The sequence below is a fragment of the Pirellulales bacterium genome (assembly GCA_036267355.1).
GTDB lineage: Bacteria > Planctomycetota > Planctomycetia > Pirellulales > DATAWG01 > DATAWG01.
Genome location: DATAWG010000123.1, coordinates 15,615 through 34,511 on the forward strand (window position 1 = coordinate 15,615; position 18,897 = coordinate 34,511).

The window sequence follows — 18,897 nt, forward strand, 5'->3', positions numbered from 1 at the left end:
CGCAAGCGAGCAACCAACCGAATGGGCATGGAGGCTCGCTTGCGATTTCGCGCGTGGCACGGCCGATAGGGCTGCCGTGCGGAATTATCGGCAATCCCGTTACAAGTCGGCGTTAGGCGGACCGATTGCGGCAGTTATGGAAAAGAATTACTGCGGTTGCCGGCTCCATTCCAAGAGCACTCTTCGGTCGCGCGTCGGCTGCGACGCGGCCGGCGCGGATGCCGGTGGGTTCGATGGTGGCGGCGAATCCGGTTGTGCGGCGCCGTTTGCCGAGTCGCTGCGGAAATCGGCGCTATGGCGAATCATGCCCACGCCTTCGCCGTAGACCGATTTGCTGGCGGGCACCACGGCCGCCGTTGCGTTTGTGGTCGCCAGATTCTCGCTACCGCCAGCCATCGCCACCGAACCGTTGCGGATCGGAGCCGGCGGCGGGGTCATGGCGCTGCGGTCCGCGACCGGCGACCATTGAGCCCCAGCGCCGCCATTTATAGCTGAGGGCGGGGCGGGCGAGCGATCGGCGCTCTGAGCGCGAACGATCATGTTGCCTGCCGGGCCAGCCTTGGAAGCAGAGGCCAACGTGCCGCGGCCTAAATCAGGCGGTTGGCTGGGGCTGCCTTGCTTGACCCAATCGAGCCATGAATCTTGCAGCACCGCCAAGTTTTTGAAGCCGTAGTGGCGATACGTCGTGGCCGACCAATTTCCGCTTTCCATCCCATCGCCGACATAAGCCAAAAACGCCCGCCGCCCCTTCTGATCGATGAGGAATCGGGCCAGCGAATAGCCTTGGGCATACAGCGGCAAAATGTCTTGCGGATAGTCGGTCATGGCGAACATCTGGCTGAACGCGATGCCACGGCCCGTGTGCAGAAATTGAATCAACATGCGATCTTGTTTCGATCGCTCGCTGATGTCTTCGACCGTCGTGCAAGCGCCTTCATCGGCCCAGCGCGGCAATGGGCGGCGGAAGTGGCTGGCGAAGATCGTGTGGGTCACTTCGTGCGGCAACACGGAATCGATCAACCGTTCGTGCGTTCCTTGGATTTCCATGTGCCAGCCGAACACTTCGTTGTGGTCGAACGTGAAGCTGGTTGCTCCGCCCGCTCCGAGTTGCGGAGCGACTTGGGCATGGATCGGGCAAGGCTGGGCCCAATTCGGCAGGGCCTCGCCGAGCCATTCGATCGCCAGATCGTGGCGATAGTGCTCGGCCATGCGGCCGATTTCCTCGGCCAGCTCCGGGGTGGGCGCGCTGACGACGAAATTTTGCGTACGATACGAGGCACCCGCTGAAATGAAAATCAGCGTGGTGAAGGTGGCCGCGAGAAGCGCAGCCGCAGGCTTACGAGCATCCATGCTCCACTCTCTTTCCGTAGAGGTTCGAATCCTCGGCCGGAATCCCTCCGGACCGAATCGCACTGAACCAAATCAAGCTGAACCGAAGTTCAGGGGGCGGTTCAGCAAATCGCGCGCCCCGACACACGGGCAGCGCGATCGCATCGACAGGCCGCGTTGCAACCCTTACGAATCCGATGGTTTGCGAACGAACACACACAGGGGCGGGAAAATCAAGGCCGTGGGACGGCCATGGGGCAGGGGTGTAACTCGTGCAAATCTTACCGATAGCAGCCGGGCGCCGCTAGACCGTTTTTTCAATTCCGCGCCCCATGCGACGACGTGCGAAACCGCAAGCAAGCTTCTCCGTGGCAATCGAAGCTCGCTTGTGGTTTCGCGCGTCACCAACCCGTTCGATCGCAGCTTTCACCGTAACCGCGTTTCGCGCGGCGGTCAACGACCGATTCGAGGGGGAATCGAGCATCGGGAATGTGCTCTCCGCAGGCCATCAGGAACGTCATCCCCGCGAATTGACAATGCATTGCCCCACCGTCAACAATAGGCGCCAGAGAATAAGACGAAGTCTGTTATTGGCCCGCTTCCGATATGCGTCCGGGCTGGTCGGTTGTCCCTATTCTTGGAATTCCTGTTATGCATGCGCTCGACAAGATTTTCCGTTGTTCTGGCATTTTCCTCTCGCTTGGATTTGGCCTTGCGATTCGCGCTGCCGAGCCGACTGCGGCGGCGCCAACCGTCGCGGCGCCAACTGCGGCCGCGCCAATTGCGGCGGCGCCAACCGCGGCCGCGGCGCCAGACCCGCAGTTGCCGTATCAGGCCGAGCGGTCGAACCCCGTGACCTACGACGTCGATTTTTCCGCCGTGGTGATGGCTCCCGGCAAGGCGGAGGTGTTGAAAGTTTGGCTGCCGATGCCGCCGTCGAACGTTGCGCAGGAGGTTACGGAAGGAGATTTGACGACGTTTCCGATGGATGTGAAGCCAACCATCGCCACGGAGCCGCTCTTCGGCAATCGATTTGCCTGTTTCGAATTCCCGTCGCCCCAAGGCGGACAGATTATCCGGCATCGATTCAAGGTCAAGGTTTGGGAATTGCATTGGAACCTTGACCCAAGCAAAATCTTGGCCGTGAAAGAATGGCCCAAATCCTTCGACAAATATCGGCGCGGCGAAAGCCAGGCCGTCGTGGTCGATGACCGGTTCGAGCGGCTGTTGAATCAAATCGTTCCCCAGCGGACCAATCCCCTGCGCGATATGGCGACGGTGATGCGCTGGGTGAACAAAAACTTCGTTTACGACCATGGCGATGCATCCTTGCAGGCCAGCTCGGTCCATGCGATCGAAGATTACCGCGGGCATTGCAGCGATTATCACGGCTTTTGCGCGGCGATGGGGCGGGTGATGGGGTATCCGACGCGCGTCACGTATGGCATCAACCCCTTCCCGAAAAATTCTCCTTCGCACTGCAAATTGGAAGTGTTCTTGCGACCATATGGCTGGGTGAGCTTCGACGTGTCGGAAACTCAGAACATGCTCGCCGCCATTCAGAAGGACACGGAACTGGATCAAGCGCAAAAAGCGGCCCTTTCGCAAGCGGCCCAAGATCGCTTGGTACACGGCTTCCGCGACAATACCTGGTATATGCAGACGGTCGGCACCGACTACGACCTCGCGCCGGCGGCCAGCAAGCGAGTGCCCGTCGTGCGGACGATTTACGCCGAGGTCGACGGCGTGCCGCTACCCGATGGAGATCCAGTGACCGGCAAGAAACGCGAGTTCGCGTGGCTGACCGTGCAAAAATTCACGGCCGACAAGGCGGTTTCGTATCCCTTCAAAGACTTTTCCAGCCTGAAGGCTGCGGCTGCCGGCAAGTCAAGAGATGCGGGGCCGAAATAACGAACCGCGATCGAACGTCGATCTTCGTGCGGCAAGGAGGCGCGCTTGCGGTTTCGCGCGATCGCAATTGGCCGGCTAACGCCCGTTGATTCCGCCGGGCGTGTAGCCCGACACCAGCCAGCGGCCGTTTTCGAGCTGCATGGTCACTTGGGCGCGCTGCAGGATATTCGCGAAGGGAAAATTGCCGGCGCGATCGGCCCCGCTCACTCGGACAAAGAAATCGACCGTCGCCGAAGGCGGATGGTTGAATCGATTGACTTGGATCTTCAAATTGGTGAGATGAACTTCGTCGAGCTTGAAGGTCGATGAAATGCTCTTGGCTTGCCGCACCAGGTCGGGCGCGGTCGGCGAAATGTATTGGAGCACTCCCGGCAAATTGTTCCGCTCCATTTCGGCCGCCGCTTGGTAAAGCGACGCGCGAATTTGTTTCGTGTCGGTGATCGTGTGCTTTTCGTGCCAGACGATGCCGCCGACCAGCAATGCCAAGCCGGCCATCGCATACAGCAGCCACAGCCGGCCCGACTTTACCAGCGCGAAAATCAAAATGACTTCGACGATGCAGCCCCACACGAGCACCGGTGTCGAATCTTCGACCCACCAACTCATGGGTTGCCCCTTGCCGCGGCCCGGCGGCGCAAATAGCTCACCTGCAGCGCGATGCACGACACGACCATCGCAATGCCCGTCAGCACGCGGAGCGGCCCGAGCGGAATCAGCATTTCGTGCGTCGACGGTTGCGGGCCGACGCTGATCGGGGATCGGTCTGGCTTGTCGCCGGCTAGCGGCGTGTCGCGGGTCGGTTTGCCGGTTTGAGATGCAGTTGCCGAAGGATTCGACAGCGTCGCCCCCCCCGGCCGCTCGAGCGTTCGGGTGCCGTAGCGATATTCGTCTTCGATATGCGTCTGCCGATGCTGATATTTGCCGCTCATGAGTAGCAGGGCCACGAAGCCGGCGGTGCTGAACAAATACGCCCAGAACCAGGGGGAATCGGTGAGCCGCGGCGATTGTGGCGGTGTGGTCGGTGCTGGGGAAGACATGAAGCGAGGCAAATGCCCGGTTGTGTGCCACTGGCAAGCGCAGTCTGCCAGTGCCGGCGCGACGTTTGGGTCAAAACAGTTGAATTCGACGGACTACGCTGCGCGGCGGATTCAACGAACAACGCTCTGTTGCATTTTCCGCCTTGCGCGGCGCTCGCACTGGCAGACTGCGCTTGCCAGTGGCATACGGCACACGGCACACGGCACACGGCTGACGGCGGCACTGCGGCTAGCGGCGTTTGAACAGCGGGCCGCCGTAGATCGCGCCCCCGGCCAGATCTTCTTCGATCCGCAACAGTTGATTGTACTTCGCCATGCGGTCGGTTCGCGAGGCCGAGCCGGTTTTTATTTGTCCCGTGCCGAGCGCCACTGCCAGATCGGCGATGGTCGAATCTTCGGTCTCGCCGCTGCGGTGGCTCATCACGTTCGTGTAGCCATTGCGGGCAGCGAGCTGCACGGCTTCGATCGTTTCGGTGAGGGTGCCGATCTGATTCACTTTGATGAGAATGCTGTTGGCAATTCCCTCGTCGATGCCGCGCTGCAATCGCTTCGTGTTGGTGACGAAAATATCGTCGCCGACCAATTGAATCCGATTGCCTAGCCGCTGAGTGAGCATTTTCCAGCCTTCCCAATCGTCTTCGCCGCAGCCGTCTTCGATGGAGCAGATCGGATATTTTTCGACCCAAGAAGCGAAGATTTCCACCAGGGCGGCGGAATTGATGTCGCGGCCGTCGAACGAATAGACCTTCTTAGTGGCGTCGTAAAATTCGGTGGCGGCCGGATCGAGAGCGATCGCGACCTGCTGGCCCGGCTTGTAACCGGCTTGTTGAATGGCCTCGACGATCAGATCGAGCGCTTCGGCATTGCTCTTCAGGTCGGGAGCAAAACCCCCTTCATCGCCGACCGACGTATTCAGATTCTTGCCCTTGAGCACTTTTTTGAGCTGATGAAACGTCTCGACGCCGGCCCGCAGCGCCTCGTGGAACGACTCGAAACCGAGCGGCACGAGCATGAATTCTTGCACGTCGACCGCGTTGTCCGCGTGCGCGCCGCCGTTGATCACGTTCATCAGCGGCACCGGCAATAGCCGGGCCCCCGGCCCGCCCAGATAGCGATAAAGCGGCAGGTCGCAATGCTCCGCGGCTGCCCGGGCCGCGGCCAGCGAAACGCCCAAAATCGCATTCGCGCCGAGTTTCTTCTTGTTCTCCGTGCCATCGAGTTCGATCATCCGGTGGTCGAGCCCGGCCTGATCGAGCGCATCCATGCCGCTCAGTTCGGCCGACAATAGATCGTTGACATTCGCGACCGCCTTCGTCACGCCGCGGCCGAGAAAATGCTTCGAATCGCCGTCGCGGAGTTCCCAGGCTTCGTGCACGCCGGTGCTGGCCCCGCTGGGAACGGCGGCGCGGCCGAAGGAGCCGTCGACAAGGGTGACATCGACCTCGACGGTCGGATTGCCGCGGCTATCAAAAATCTGTCGTGCTTGAATGTCGACGATCGAACTCATGGCGAATCCTTGCAGCGGTTGAGGGGCCTTCTGGACGGTTCAAACATCGCCGCCATTGTGCACATTTGCCGCAGCGTTGCCAAGTCGCCCGTCATCCAGGCGACGTGCGGCTCTCTCCGGCGTCGCACATTGCGTTATAATCGAATGGTCTAATCGAGTCGATCAATCCTCCCGCCATATCCTGTCGAGGCCACGATGGCTTGTTGCCGTGATATTCGCCCGTATCGCCGATTCTGGTTCGTCGCGCTGCTTTTCGCCTGGCTTTTGCCGCAGGCGGTGCGGGCCGCGGCGGCGCCGGTTTATGTCGTTCTGTGGTTCGACACGGAAGATTATTTGTTGCCGGCTTCGGACGATTCCGCGCTGCACATCGCCACGTTTCTGACGCACGAACACATTCGCGGCACGTTCAAAGTCGTCGGCGAAAAGGCTCGAACGCTCGAGCGCCGCGGGCGGACCGACGTGATCGAAGCACTCAAAAAGCACGAGATCGGCTACCACTCGAATTTCCATAGCGTCGAACCGACGCCGGCCCTCTATCTCGACGTGCTCGGTTGGGACGACGGCGTCGCCGAGTTCGACCGTCGCGAACGGCCCGGCTTCGACGATGTGCGGCGAATCTTCGGCATGGCCCCCACGTGCTACGGCCAACCTGGCAGTTCCTGGGCGCCGCAAACGCTCGGCGCGATGAAGCAATGGGGCATGAAGGTTTACCTCGACGCCGGCCGGCACGTCGGACTCGACGGCAAGCCGTTCTACTATTGCGGGCTGCTGAATATCTATCAAATCACCGACATGCCGCGCACCGGGCTGAAAGCGCCGGGCGAATTGGCAGAGGCCGAGGGCAAATTCGCCGCCGCGCGGAAGCGGCTGCAAAGCGAAGGGGGCGGCCTCATCAGCATCATCTATCATCCGTGCGAATTCATGCACCAGCAATTTTGGGACGGGGTGAACTTTCGCAACGGCGCGAATCCGCCCCGGACGAATTGGAAAATCCCGCCCCAAAAAACGCCGGAGGAAACCCGCGTCGCCTTTGATCTGTGGGAAAACTATATCCGCTTCATGCGGCATTTCGACGACGTGCACTTCATCACCGCCAGCGACGCGGCGCGATTGTATGCCGACCGGGCCAATGAGCGTTCCTGGACCGCAGCCGAGGTGAAGACCATTGCCGAGGCCGTCGGCGATGAACCGGGCTTTCAGCAGCGCGATGGCTATGCGCTATCCGCCGCGGAGGTGATGGCGATTCTTAGCCGCTTCGTGGCGGAACGCACCGCCGGCCACGCCGAAAACGCCATCCCGTATCCAGGCAGTCCTTATGGGCCGAGCAGCGCGGAAGTGTCGCTCGATGCGCCGCTGTCGATCGACGCCGACCAATTCTTGCGCACGACCGCGGACCTGTCCGATTCGATCCATGTGCACGGGCGGATTCCGCCGGCCGTGTGGCTGGGGAGCAAAGCCATTCCGCCGGAAGCATTTTTGCGGTCGCTGGCGCTTGTGGCCAAAGACATGGCCGATGGAAAGTCGGCCCCGGCATCGATCGAAATCAAGCCGGCGCGATTGGCGGCTGCCAAATATGTCGCTTCCGACGAGCCGGGGTTGTGGAAATGGGTAATTTTTCCGCCCGGCTTCCACGCTCCGCATTTGATGGAGCTTGCCCGCCGTGAAGCCTGGACCTTGAAACCGGCGATTCGCAACGACGCCGCTACGAAATGAGCTCGACGAAATAAGCTCGCGAGGCACTGCCTCAGCGGCACCATTGCCGTAGAAACGCAACGGATGCCAAAAAAAGAGAGCTGACCGCGGCAAGGCAGGTCAGCCCTCAAAAAAATCGAATCGAATTCTCGAACTTGTCGTTCCCGCCACGATCAGGCCAATGCCCGAGCTAGCAAAATCATGCCTCTACCAAGCGACGAACTACGTCACTACTTGGCCGAGTGATGATGATGATGACGGTGGTGGTGTCGGGCCTGCGATTCGCTGACAAAGCCGAGCGAAACGATTGCCAAGACGCACATGCCGATTAAGATCCTCTTCATCAAAACACCTCCCTGAAAATTGGCAGGAATTGTCGTGCCTCGACAACCGAGGCACGGGCAAGGTTGGTTAGTCTACAGGGCATCAAACTCTTGGCAAGGGGAAAAATCTTCGTAAAGACCGCAAACTGACGCACTCCGAGCCCCCTTGCCTGCTAGATTTCGAGTCGGCTGATTTGGCCCGCGATCCGGACGCCGTAAACCCTATGGAGCTCGGGAATTATCGCGCAGCCAGCCGCACTCCGCGATTCTCATCGCGTTGGCCGCGTTCGATCGCAATTCTATTCGCGCCGCGTTTCCGTCGGCCGGAGGGCAACGTCAATCCGTTCGGCAATCGCTCGAGTGGGCGCGTGATTGGGGTCGAGCGCAAGGGCCTGGAAAACCGTGGCTGCCGCGTCTCGTGGGCGGCCGCCCAAAAGCTGCGATTCGGCCAGGCGGTCGTGCAACTCGAGCGATTGCGGATCGCGGCTGAGCGCGATGCCATAAACATCGGCCGCGTCGTCGAATCGGCGGAGCGCTGCAAACGCGAGCCCTTCCAACACGAGAATCTGCTGCGGTTCCTCGCCGGGGGTGTAGCAATCTCGGAGCGTTTCCAATGTGCCGAGAGCCCGGTCGGCGCGGCCTTGTTGGCGATACAATTCGGCCAGTAAGAGCAACGTTCGCTTGTCGTCGTGCTGATATTCCATCGCACGGTTCAGGTCGGCGAGCGATTCTTCGATCAATCGCTGGGATCGTGGATCGGGCGCGGCAAACGCGAGCGATTGAATCTGGGCCACCTGCCCGCGCAGCGTCCAGGCATTGCTCAGCCGCGGGTTGACGGCGATCGCTTGCTCGGCAAACTTTCCGGCGTCGTCGGTGCGGCCCAGTTCGAGCGACATTTCGCCGGCACGCACGAAAAGCTGCGGGTCGTCGCCATTCAGCCGAATTGCTTCCAGCATTTGCGTGAGCGCATCGGTTTTGTCGCCGCGATGCCATAAGGCCTCGGCATAATGCCGATGCGGCTCGGGGTCGGTCGGGCAAGCTTTAATTGCGGCGGCGAGGTCGTCCTCTCCTTTCTTCCAATTGCCCTGCTCAAGCAAGCTGATGCCGCTTTGCGAAAGCTGCCGGCTGGTGGCCTCCTGTTTCGAAACCGCCGGTTGGCTGCCGAACAAATGGCATCCGCAACAAGCCGCTACGACGACGCAACTCCAACAACCGATCGCGCTGGCCGCCAAATGGCCATGCTTGTCGCGACGAGAAGAATTGCGGACCGTCATTGACCGGCCTATCTGGCGCGCGGAAACTCGCGGAGCGTGCCAAAGAATTTTGGCAGAAGCGGGGCGTGGCAATCGGCGTCGGTTGCGCAAAATTGGCGGCGGATCGTAGCACAACCCTTACCACCCATAAATGGCAATTCTCGTTAGATCGAGCCGCGGTCGGTTACTTGCGGCTGGATCGCTTGAAAGCCCGGTTGCCCGGCAGGCAATGCCACGGCGATCGGCTCGTTTGGCGATCGCTCGCCGCTGGGCGCCGGTTGCGGGTTCTTGGAATAGCCGAGCCCGCGCAACACCTCAAGCACTTCGCTGCAGGTCGGAAACATCCGTCCGCTGGTGCGTTTGTAGGTTTCCAAAGCTTGCATGAATTGGAGTTCGTCGTCGGTGTATTCGCGTTCGCAGGTGGTGGGATCGATTTGCCGACGGCGGCTGACTTTGGTTCGTCGCTCGAGTTGACGGCGTTCGACGGGGACGGGAACGCTTTTCTGCCGGCGGTCGTCGCTACGACGGTCACTCGATTTTGGACCACGGCGATCGGCGATGGCCTTGTTTCCCGTCTTCGCGTCTTTCCCCACGGCATTACCCCTTTTGTCTGTACGAGTTGTGTCGCCAGGTATTTGGTTTTCGCTCCTGCGTGCTTGAACAACATCGGACAGTGCCAGTGTCAAAATAAACTCACTCGGTAAAATGGATGATTTTATCGGGACGGGGGGATTAAACGCTCAGTAGCGATGGGGTAATATTTCCGGTTGCGCGGCGGGACCGGCGGCGATTCCGGCGGCTCCCAACCAGAGCGGTGTGAGAAAGGCCACGCGCGAAACCGCGAGCGAGCTGCAATTCGCGCCCGGCCCGGAGGCTCGCCTGGTGGGTTCGCGCGGAACCCGGCGGAATAAACGGCGCTTGCGGAAAGATCGCTACGACGACCGAGCCGGAGCTTCGCTTCCCGGCAGCGTGCGCCGCAAGGCATGCAACGCGGCCGACATCGAACGCGTTACCGGTTTCAGACCGTCGGACATCTGCTCCATCAGAATTCGCTGCTGCGGGCCAATGAGCCCTGCAAACGATTGGTCTGCGGCGGCAGCGTGCATGCCAGGCATATGGATTGCCAAGGCTCCCGGTTTCGGTCCGGGCATCGCGGCGGCGATCGCCGAGCTATTCGTCTCGGCCGGCTTCGGCGGGGCGAGCCTTGCCGCTTGCCGCGATCGCGACCAATGCACAGTGCCAATGCTCACCAACAGCGATGCCGCAGTCGCCACGGCAATCCACGTAGCGGTGTGCAGAAGGCTGCGTTGCGCAGGGCGCCCGGATCCCCCTCCAAACGGCTGCAAGGTGGGTGTGGAAGCCGGAACCGCAGGGCTGCCGTTCGCTTGCGGTTTCGCGCGTGGCTCACTCCGCGGATCGCTCCATGCTTTCCCTCGCTCCTTCACCACCTCCGCCAGCACGCGCGTGCCGAGTTTCTCGCACTCGCTCGGCCAGGCAAGCAGTTGCATCGCCTCCAGAAGACCCTGATGATCGGCCAACGACCGGGCGCACGACGGGCAATGCTCTGCGTGCGCGATCAGCGCAGCATCGCTTTCGGGTGGCAATCGATCGTCCAGCACTTCGTCGAGCCGACGTTCAAACACATCGCAGTTCATCGCGCACCTCCGCCAAGACGCCGCGCTGGGACAATCGCTGAATCACTTCACGCCGAGCACGGTGAACCCATGTTTTCACCGTTCCCAAGGGCCGCTCCAATTTCTCCGCAATCGACGCGTAGCTCATTTGCTGTTGGTGAAAAAGCATGAACGCCATGCGATATTCGGCTCGCACGTCTTCAAGCGCCAGCAACAGTTCTTCCGCCAGCCGCCGGGCCGGCTCGTCGTCTCCCGCAGTGTCCGGCAAGACGTCCACCAAGGGCGTCGTCGGCGGCCGGGCAGTGCGTCGAGCCAACAGCGTTCGGCAACGGTTGCCGGCAATGGTGAGCAACCATGGCAAGAACGGCCGCGCGCGGTCCCAATGCCCCAAGCTCCGCAGTGCCCGGATCAGCGATTCTTGCGTGAGGTCTTCCGCATCCTGCCGATGCCGCACCATTTTCAGACAGAGCCCGAACACCGGGCCTTGATAGCGCTCGACCCATTCGAGAATCGCGCCCGGCTCCCCGGCGATGCATCGATCGACCAAAACGCAGAATTCGTCTTGCACCGCTAATACCTCGCGTCGAACGCACGGCCGGGCAATGGACAATACCCCACTAATTCGCCGCAGGTTTCACGATCTTTCGCTTAAGCGGCAATTCTAGACCGGCGAGCGCGGTGCCGGCAATCGGGCGACAGCCTTTGTCAACCACTTTCCAAGCCGATTCTGGGCGCCACTGGCAAGCGCAGTCTGCCAGTGCAGAACTTCCGCGTGGCGCCGCCACTGGCAGACTGCGCTTGCCAGTGCCCCGCCCGCCAGCGTCATGCGCCAAGAAGGCTTGAGAGACGCGGACGAACCCATTCACGGCAGCCGGCCGAGGAAATCGTCGAGGGCTTGCAAGAACGCCGGCATTCGCGGATCGTTGTGATCGCCGCCGGGAACGACCACAAACTGCTTCGGTTCATTCGCGGCTGCGAATAGCTTCTTGCCGCTCACGAAGGGCACAATCTGATCGCGGTCGCCGTGCACCTGAAGGAGCGGACCATGATAGTTCGGAATCTTGGCGGCCGAATTCAACTGGGCCCGCATGAGCAGCCGCACCGGCAGCCAGGGAAAGTGGGCCGCGGCCACATCCGGCAGCGAGCTGAATGTGTTTTCCAGAACCAACCCGCGGGCACCATCGGCCGCTGCCAGATCGACGGCAACTCCGCCTCCCAACGATTCGCCCATCATGACGATCCGCCCTTCCGCGATGCCGGCCCGCTCGGCCAGCCATTTTCGCGCGGCGCGAGCGTCGGCCAGGATGCCTTGCTCGGTGGGCACGCCTTCGCTCCGGCCGTATCCACGATAATCGTAGGCCAGCAGGCTGGAATGCATCCGGTCGTGCAGCGTCCGAAACACGCCGGCCCGGTCGGCGATGCTGCCGCCATTACCGTGCGAAAAGAGAATCACGGCCCGAGGTTGATCGCAGGGCACATACCATCCGTGCAGCCGCGTGCCGTCGGCGGCAGCGAACCAAGCGTCTTCGAAGGCCAAGCCCTGCGGCCGCCAATTGCCGCTCGGATACCGCGACGGATGGAAGAGCAGCGCGTTTTCAGAAAATACCATCAATGCGACGACGCCAAGATAAACGCAGACCGCCAATCGAATGAGCCGATACCAAAACGGCCGCCGGCGTCGCTGCCTCGGAAGCGGCGAAGCTGCCTTCGCATTGATTTGCATCATGGCAAACTATCGAACCGCGAATCTCCGATGGCAAACGTTCCGCACCACGCCGCACGGATCGTCGTTCTGCGTTCGACCGATTTGTTGCCGGTCGCCATCAGGCTTTCGTTATTCCGCATTCCCGAGTTGATCGAGCAATATCCCCTCGTCCAGCAACAGGATCGGGATCTGATCGACGATCGGATAAACAACCGAGCGATCTTCACGGACCAATCCGCCATCGACCGATCGGCGAACCGTATTCCCGGCGCGATTCTTGAGCCGCCCATCGGCGATCGCCCGATTCATCTCGTCCACGAGCGGCTCATCGGCGAGCGTAAGGGCCGATCGATCCTCCGGACAGCGAACCATCGACAAGAAATCGCGGCTAAGCATTGAATTAGGGTGAGGGGTTAGGGTGAGGGGTTAGCGACGCGCGAAACCGCAAGCGAGGTTCGGGCTTAAATGGAGTGGTGGGGTTCGCATGCGGTTTCGCGCGTTAGCACTGGATTGATTATAACCGCTCTTCCCCTAACCCGATCCCTTCACCCTCACCCTACTCACTCTTCGTCTTCCGGATGCAGGACGGCCTTCTCCATGATCTCTTTCACGGTGTGGCCGGGAACGACGTCGTAGTGGCTAAATTCCATCGTGAAGCTGCCAAGGCCGCCGGTGAGACTCGAAAGGCTGCGAGCGTAGGTCGTCACTTCCGCCAGCGGCACCTGCGCGCTGACGGTCTGCAGGTCGCCGCCGGCAGATTCCAAGCCAAGCACCCGGCCGCGGCGAGTCGACATATCGGCGTTGATGTCGCCCAGCTTGTCGCTTGGCACGGTGACATGCAGGGTTACGATCGGCTCCAGCAGCCCCGGCCGCGCTTCTTGAAACACATTGCGAAATGCCATCGAGCCGGCCGTTTTGAATGCCGCTTCGGAGCTATCGACATCGTGATACTTTCCGAAGTGCACCTCGACGCCGACATTCTGCACCTGGTATCCGGCGATCACGCCGCGTTCGATCCGTTCCTTGAAGCCTTTTTCCACTGCCGGTAGAAAGTTGTTCGGAATCGTGCCGCCGACGATCGAATCGACCCACAGAAAATTGCTTTTCGGATCGTGGTGATAGGTCCGCATCGAGGGGAAGCGATGTTTGGTGGCGAACTCCTCGGGCTTGGTTCCGGCCGGGAAGGGGAACATGCGGATATGCACTTCGCCGAATTGGCCGCGGCCGCCGGTCTGCTTTTTGTGGCGATAGCTGCCTTCGGCGGGAGCTTGGATCGTTTCGCGATAGGGGATTTTCGGCTCCTTGGTTTCGATTTCCACCTTATCGCGCCGCTTGAGCCGTTCGCGGATCACCATGAGATGCAATTCGCTCATGCCCGTCATGACCAATTCCTTGGTTTGCGAATCGCGTTCGATGTGGAAGGTCGGATCTTCTTCGACGATCTTGTGCAGCGCGCCGGAAAGCTTGGCTTCGTCGCCGCGGCTTTTGGGCGTCGCCGCCAGGCCGACCATCGGTCTGGGAAACGTAAATGGCGACATTTCGAATGGGCCGAGCGTGGTGCCGGTATGCAATTCTTCGGTCTTCGCCAGCGCGACGATATAGCCCGGCCCCGCCACGTCGATGGCGTGCGTTTCGCTGCCCTGCGCTTCCAAGAGCGGGCCGATCTTGATGTTCTTCCGCGCGCCCGAGGCATGCACGACGTCGTCCTTCTTGAGCGTCCCGCTGTAGACGCGTAGATAGCTCACCTTTTGCACGAATGGATCGATGCGTGTCTTGAACACCTGGGCGCAGATCGGCGCCGCGGGGTCGGGCTTGAGCGCCACTTCTTCGCCCGCCTCGTTCTTCGCTTTGCGCACCACTTTGTCGGGCGGCAACGAGCAAAGCACGAGCGCGTCGAGCAATTCCTTCACGCCGAGCCCCGGCTTCGCAGCAACGCACACGATCGGAATCAAACTACCCTGCGCGATTGCTTCGACCGTAAGCCGGGCGATTTCTTCGTCGGTCGGCAACGCCCCTTCGAAATATCGACTTGTCACTTCCTCATCGACTTCGATAATCGTCTCGATCAGCGACTGATTGATCTCGGCCGGATCGATGACCGCCCCGGCAGTGTTGCCGCCGAGCTTGAGCGAGCTTGCGACGCCTTTGAAATCGTGCCCCGAGCCGATCGGCACATTCAGCGGAATGCACGCATGGCCGAACATCGACTGAATCGATTTCAGCAACGCGGGGAAATCGACGTTCTCGGCATCCATCCGCGCGACGATAATAATCCGCCCGCAGCCGGCCTTGCCGGCCTCTTGAAATACGCGCCGCGTGTTCACGCCGATTCCGGAATGCGCGTTGATGACGATCGCCGCCGTTTCCACCGCGCGAAACGCCCCGATCGCCTGGCCGATGAAATCGGGGTAGCCGGGAGTGTCGATCAGATTGAACCGCTTGCCCGCATGCTCGAAATGCACCACCGCGGATTCGATCGTGTATTTATGGGCTTTTTCCACTTCGTCGAAATCGCAGACACTGGTGCCGTCGTCGACGCTGGCCGGCCGCTGGATCGCTCCGCTGGTCGCGAGCAGCGTATCGGCCAGAGTGGTCTTGCCGGCGGCGCCATGTCCGCAAAGGGCAATGTTGCGGATGTTTTCCACGTTGAACTTGGGCATAGGTGGATTCCTTTGCTAACCGATGCTGCGGGATCGCGCTGCGTTGCCAGTGGCTGCGTTGCCGACCGATGCGGCTGCGAGCGCGGCAGGGAGCGAAATTCGGTTTTCGTACAACGCTCGACCGATGATGCAACCGGCGACCGGAATCGCTGCCAAGGCGGCGACGTCGTCAACGGTCGTCACGCCGCCGGACGCCACCAGCGGCAAACGGATCGCTTCACGCATGCGGCACATGGCGGGCAAATTCGGGCCCGCAAGCATGCCGTCGGTGGCGATGTCGGTGTAGATGATCGCGGCCAGCGGTTCAGCGTCGAACTGCCGGGCAAGATCTTCGGCCGCCGCGCTGCTCGTTTCCAACCAACCGTCGGTGGCCACTTGCCCATCGCGGGCATCGATGCCGAGCACAAGCCGGCCGGGCCAACGGGCCGCGCATGCTCGCAACCAATCCGGATCGCGCAGGGCGCGGGTGCCGATCACGAGCCGGGCAAGGCCGAGCTGCAAAAGTTGCTCGATCGTGGCTTCCTCGCGAATTCCGCCCCCCAATTCGCATGGGATATCAACGGCCTCGACAATTGCGGCGATGCTTTCCAGATTCACCGGCCGGCCGGAGCGGGCGCCGTCGAGATCGACGAGATGCAAGCATTCGGCCCCTTGCTCGAGCATTCGCCGGGCGACGGCCGCGGGATCGTCGTCGAAGACCAATTCGCGGCGATAGTCGCCTTGAACGAGGCGGACACACTTGCCGCCGCGCAGGTCGATGGCCGGCCAAATCTGCATGGCAACCGCGACTCCCCCGCACGAGACACGATGAGAAGCGTGTGAAAAACTGAATATGTCACACTATCCCGACAGTTTCAAGCACCGCGCCGAAAACATGGCGGCTGCGCACAGCGAGCAGGGGAGGATTGCGGCATCGCGTTGCAGTTGTTGATATAGTAATGCACGCTGGCCGGTGAGCGAGCGCCGCGCTCGCAAGACGCGCACAACCCCTCCCCCCGGCCCCTCTCCCACAAGGGGCGAGGGGAGAAGGGGGCACGGCCGACGTAGCGATCCCGGCGACCTTTCCGACAGCTCCCGCCGACCTTCCCCCACAGCTCCCGCCGACCTTTCCCACGCCGCCTGCCCAGGAGATGCATTCATGCGACGCTATGCCCGTGCTCGTTTTGCCCAGGCCCGATCGATTCGACAGAAGCTGTCGTGCGCTTTGGTTGCGGGAATTTGGTTTTTCGCGATTGTCGCAGCACCCGCTCGCGGCGACGGGGCTCGCGACAACGTGCCGGGCAAAGTTCGCCCGATTCCGCCAGCCGGCGTGAAAATTCCGGCCGCCGATCGGGAACAACTGCACAACGGATTGAAGGCACTCGATGGGCTGATCGAGAAGCTGGAGGCAAAAGCCGATGAACGCACGAAGAAATTGCTCCCCGATGTGCAGATCTTCGCCAAAGCGGTTCGCTGGGCGCTTGACTACAACGAATTTCAAGATGTCAAGGATGTGCCCAAAGCCTACGCCGCCCTGAAGGAAGGACGCGAGCGGGCCGAGCAACTGTTGGTAGGGAATGCGCCCTGGGATCATGCCACAGGTTTAGTCGTCCGCGGCTATGTTTCCAAGATCGACGGCTCCGTGCAGCCCTATGGCTTGGTCGTTCCCGACACGTTCGACCCGAAGGCCGCGCACATTCATCCGCTGGATATCTGGTTCCACGGCCGAAACGAAGCGCTCACGGAATTGAACTTCATCGCCGAGCGCAACCATTCCCGCGGCCAATTCACGCCGCCCGGCACGATCGTGCTGCACCCCTACGGTCGGTATTGCACGGCTTTCAAATTCGCCGGCGAGACCGACGTGTTCGAAGCGCTCAAGTCAGTCGACGAGCGCTATCCAATCGACCGGGATCGAATCGCGGTGCGCGGGTTTTCAATGGGGGGCGCGGCCACTTGGCATTTCGCCGTTCACTATCCGGGCGACTGGGCGGCCGCGAATCCCGGCGCCGGCTTCGCCGAAACGCCCGAGTTCCTCCGCATCTTCCAGAACGAAATCCTCACGCCGACCGATTACGAGAAGAAACTGTTGCACCTTTACGATTGCACGGATTGGGCCGGCAATTTGTTCAACTGCCCCACGGTGGCCTACAGCGGCGAGATCGACACGCAAAAACAGGCCGCCGACATCATGCAGCAGGCGATGGAGCGCGAAGGATTGAAGCTGACCTACATCATCGGCCCACAAACGAAGCATGCCTACCATCCGGAATCGGCAAAGATCGTCAGCCGGCTAATGGCCGATCTCGTGTCCAAAGGCCGCGATCGAATACCGAAGGAAATTCATTTCACGACCTACACGCTGAAGTACAACCAGTGCGATTGGATCACCATCGATGCGCTCCACGAACATTGGCAGCGCGCCGACGTGCGAGCAACGGTCAACGATCTTAACACCATCGAAATTACCACTAAGAACGTCGCCGCATTGACGCTGAGAATCCCCTCGGTCGTTGCGCCCGTGCGGATCGACATCTCGAAGCCAGGGTTGGTGAAAATCGACGGCGACGAGATTCCCTTTGGCCGTTCGGCGGCGCCGGACTGGTTCTGGACCTGCCAACTTCATCGCGACGCCCACGGCAAATGGCTGACTGGCCCCGACTCGGACACGCGGGTCGCCAAGCGGCACGATCTGCAAGGCCCGATCGACGATGCGTTTTTGGATGCGTTCGTCATCGTGCGGCCGACGGGGCACTCGCCGAATCCGAAATTCGAAAGCTGGGCGAAAAGCGAAATGGGTCGCGCGATCCACGAATGGCGGCGGCAGTTCCGCGGCGATGCACGAGTGATCGACGACACACAACTCACCGATGCCGACATTGCCGGCGCGAACCTCGTGCTTTGGGGCGATCCAACCAGCAATGCTGTGTTGCATCGCATTGCCGACAAACTGCCGATTGGCTGGTCGGAGAAAGAAGTCGTCGCCGGCGAGCGGCGATTCCCGGCGGAGAATCACGCCGTGATAATGATCTGCCCGAATCCACTGAACCCGAAGCGTTATGTCGTGCTCAACAGCGGATTCACGTATCGCGAATACGATTATTTGAACAACGCCCGGCAGATTCCCAAGCTGCCCGATTGGGCAATCGTCGATCTCGACACGCCGCCCGATTCGCAAAAGCCGGGCAAGATCGTTGCCGCCGATTTCTTCGACGAATTCTGGCGATTGAAGAAATGATTGCGGGCCCGCCCGAACGGCTCCGCGGCGCTATCCGTCGTGTGCCATGCTACCCGGCAAAGATAGCCGACGGCACACGGAGTGTGCCTGCTACGTAGTAGGCATTCTCCGAATGCCGTCGGCGGAACAAGACGCGATCCATGCCGGAATGAGTTTGCACGCCGATTGGCCGTGGCGGCCCGATTTACGTGGCAGACGGCACACGGAGTGTGCCTGCTACGTAGTAGGCATTCTCCGAATGCCGTCGGCGCAACAAGACGCGATCCAAGTCGAAAAGAGTTTGCACGCCGATTGGCCGTGGCGGCCCGATTTACGTGGCGGACGGCACACGGAGTGTGCCTGCTACGTAACGGCGGACGGCACACGGCCATCGTAACCGGGGTCCAATAGCCACATCGCCCTCGTCCCCCATTCCCATCCCTCATCCCTCGTCCCTCATCCCTCGTCCCTCGTCCCTCGTCCCCCATCCCTCGCCCCTCGCCCCTCGCCCCTCGTCCCGTGTTATAATCGGCCGGTCCACTTTCCTGCCCGCCATCCCACCTCCCAACCCGCCGCCAGGAGTTTTCGCCATGCCGTCTAAATTGATTGCCGCCGGACTGATGCTGTTCGCTTTCGCCGCTGCCGAGACC

General features: G+C 61.1%; 15 protein-coding genes. 3 read left to right on the forward strand and 12 right to left on the reverse strand.

Annotated features, from left to right (window positions below; translation table 11 throughout):
• Nucleotides 1-147 precede the first annotated feature (147 nt).
• Complete coding sequence (locus tag VHX65_19270) at nt 148-1,350, reverse strand: hypothetical protein (GenBank protein HEX4000698.1); 1,203 nt, start codon at nt 1,348-1,350, stop codon at nt 148-150.
• A 630-nt stretch (nt 1,351-1,980) separates the two neighbouring features.
• Between VHX65_19270 and VHX65_19275 the strand changes: the two genes are divergently transcribed.
• Nucleotides 1,981-3,240 (forward strand): transglutaminase-like domain-containing protein, encoded by a 1,260-nt coding sequence (locus tag VHX65_19275; GenBank protein ID HEX4000699.1) that lies wholly within the window; start codon nt 1,981-1,983, stop codon nt 3,238-3,240.
• A gap of 75 nt (nt 3,241-3,315) precedes the next feature.
• On the opposite strand, the gene VHX65_19280 is transcribed toward VHX65_19275, so the two are convergent.
• The 3 genes from VHX65_19280 to eno all read right to left on the reverse strand — a co-directional run bounded on the left by VHX65_19280 (nt 3,316) and on the right by eno (nt 5,784).
• Nucleotides 3,316-3,846 carry a hypothetical protein gene (locus VHX65_19280; protein ID HEX4000700.1) on the reverse strand — a complete coding sequence of 177 codons (531 nt, stop codon included), beginning with the start codon at nt 3,844-3,846 and terminating at the stop codon, nt 3,316-3,318.
• Nucleotides 3,843-4,277, reverse strand: coding sequence for a hypothetical protein (locus VHX65_19285; protein ID HEX4000701.1), 435 nt, complete (start codon nt 4,275-4,277; stop codon nt 3,843-3,845). Before VHX65_19285 ends, VHX65_19280 begins: the two co-directional genes overlap by 4 nt.
• A 229-nt stretch (nt 4,278-4,506) precedes the next feature.
• A complete protein-coding gene (gene eno, locus VHX65_19290) occupies nt 4,507-5,784 on the reverse strand; it encodes a phosphopyruvate hydratase (GenBank protein ID HEX4000702.1) in 1,278 nt (425 codons plus the stop codon).
• A gap of 195 nt (nt 5,785-5,979) precedes the next feature.
• Here eno and VHX65_19295 point away from each other — a divergent pair, with 195 nt between their 5' ends.
• Nucleotides 5,980-7,497, forward strand: coding sequence for a hypothetical protein (locus VHX65_19295; GenBank protein HEX4000703.1), 1,518 nt, complete (start codon nt 5,980-5,982; stop codon nt 7,495-7,497).
• Nucleotides 7,498-8,098: 601 nt separating this feature from the next.
• Here VHX65_19295 and VHX65_19300 read toward each other — a convergent pair.
• The 8 genes from VHX65_19300 to hisA form a co-directional block, all read right to left on the reverse strand.
• Nucleotides 8,099-9,073, reverse strand: a complete 975-nt coding sequence (locus tag VHX65_19300) for a tetratricopeptide repeat protein (protein ID HEX4000704.1) — start codon at nt 9,071-9,073, stop codon at nt 8,099-8,101.
• Between the two features lie 143 nt (nt 9,074-9,216).
• A complete protein-coding gene (locus VHX65_19305) occupies nt 9,217-9,645 on the reverse strand; it encodes a hypothetical protein (GenBank protein ID HEX4000705.1) in 429 nt (142 codons plus the stop codon).
• Nucleotides 9,646-9,984: 339 nt separating this feature from the next.
• Nucleotides 9,985-10,707 (reverse strand): zf-HC2 domain-containing protein, encoded by a 723-nt coding sequence (locus VHX65_19310; protein ID HEX4000706.1) that lies wholly within the window; start codon nt 10,705-10,707, stop codon nt 9,985-9,987.
• A complete protein-coding gene (locus VHX65_19315) occupies nt 10,688-11,254 on the reverse strand; it encodes an RNA polymerase sigma factor (GenBank protein ID HEX4000707.1) in 567 nt (188 codons plus the stop codon). Before VHX65_19315 ends, VHX65_19310 begins: the two co-directional genes overlap by 20 nt.
• 294 nt (nt 11,255-11,548) lie before the next feature.
• Nucleotides 11,549-12,412, reverse strand: coding sequence for an alpha/beta hydrolase (locus VHX65_19320; protein ID HEX4000708.1), 864 nt, complete (start codon nt 12,410-12,412; stop codon nt 11,549-11,551).
• A 108-nt stretch (nt 12,413-12,520) separates the two neighbouring features.
• Nucleotides 12,521-12,787 (reverse strand): hypothetical protein, encoded by a 267-nt coding sequence (locus tag VHX65_19325; protein ID HEX4000709.1) that lies wholly within the window; start codon nt 12,785-12,787, stop codon nt 12,521-12,523.
• A gap of 164 nt (nt 12,788-12,951) precedes the next feature.
• Nucleotides 12,952-15,051 (reverse strand): elongation factor G, encoded by a 2,100-nt coding sequence (locus tag VHX65_19330; GenBank protein HEX4000710.1) that lies wholly within the window; start codon nt 15,049-15,051, stop codon nt 12,952-12,954.
• Between the two features lie 15 nt (nt 15,052-15,066).
• Nucleotides 15,067-15,828, reverse strand: coding sequence for a 1-(5-phosphoribosyl)-5-[(5-phosphoribosylamino)methylideneamino]imidazole-4-carboxamide isomerase (gene hisA / locus VHX65_19335; protein HEX4000711.1), 762 nt, complete (start codon nt 15,826-15,828; stop codon nt 15,067-15,069).
• A 361-nt stretch (nt 15,829-16,189) separates the two neighbouring features.
• On the opposite strand from hisA, the gene VHX65_19340 reads away from it, so the two are divergent.
• Nucleotides 16,190-18,268, forward strand: coding sequence for a prolyl oligopeptidase family serine peptidase (locus VHX65_19340; GenBank protein HEX4000712.1), 2,079 nt, complete (start codon nt 16,190-16,192; stop codon nt 18,266-18,268).
• Nucleotides 18,269-18,897: the final 629 nt, after the last annotated feature.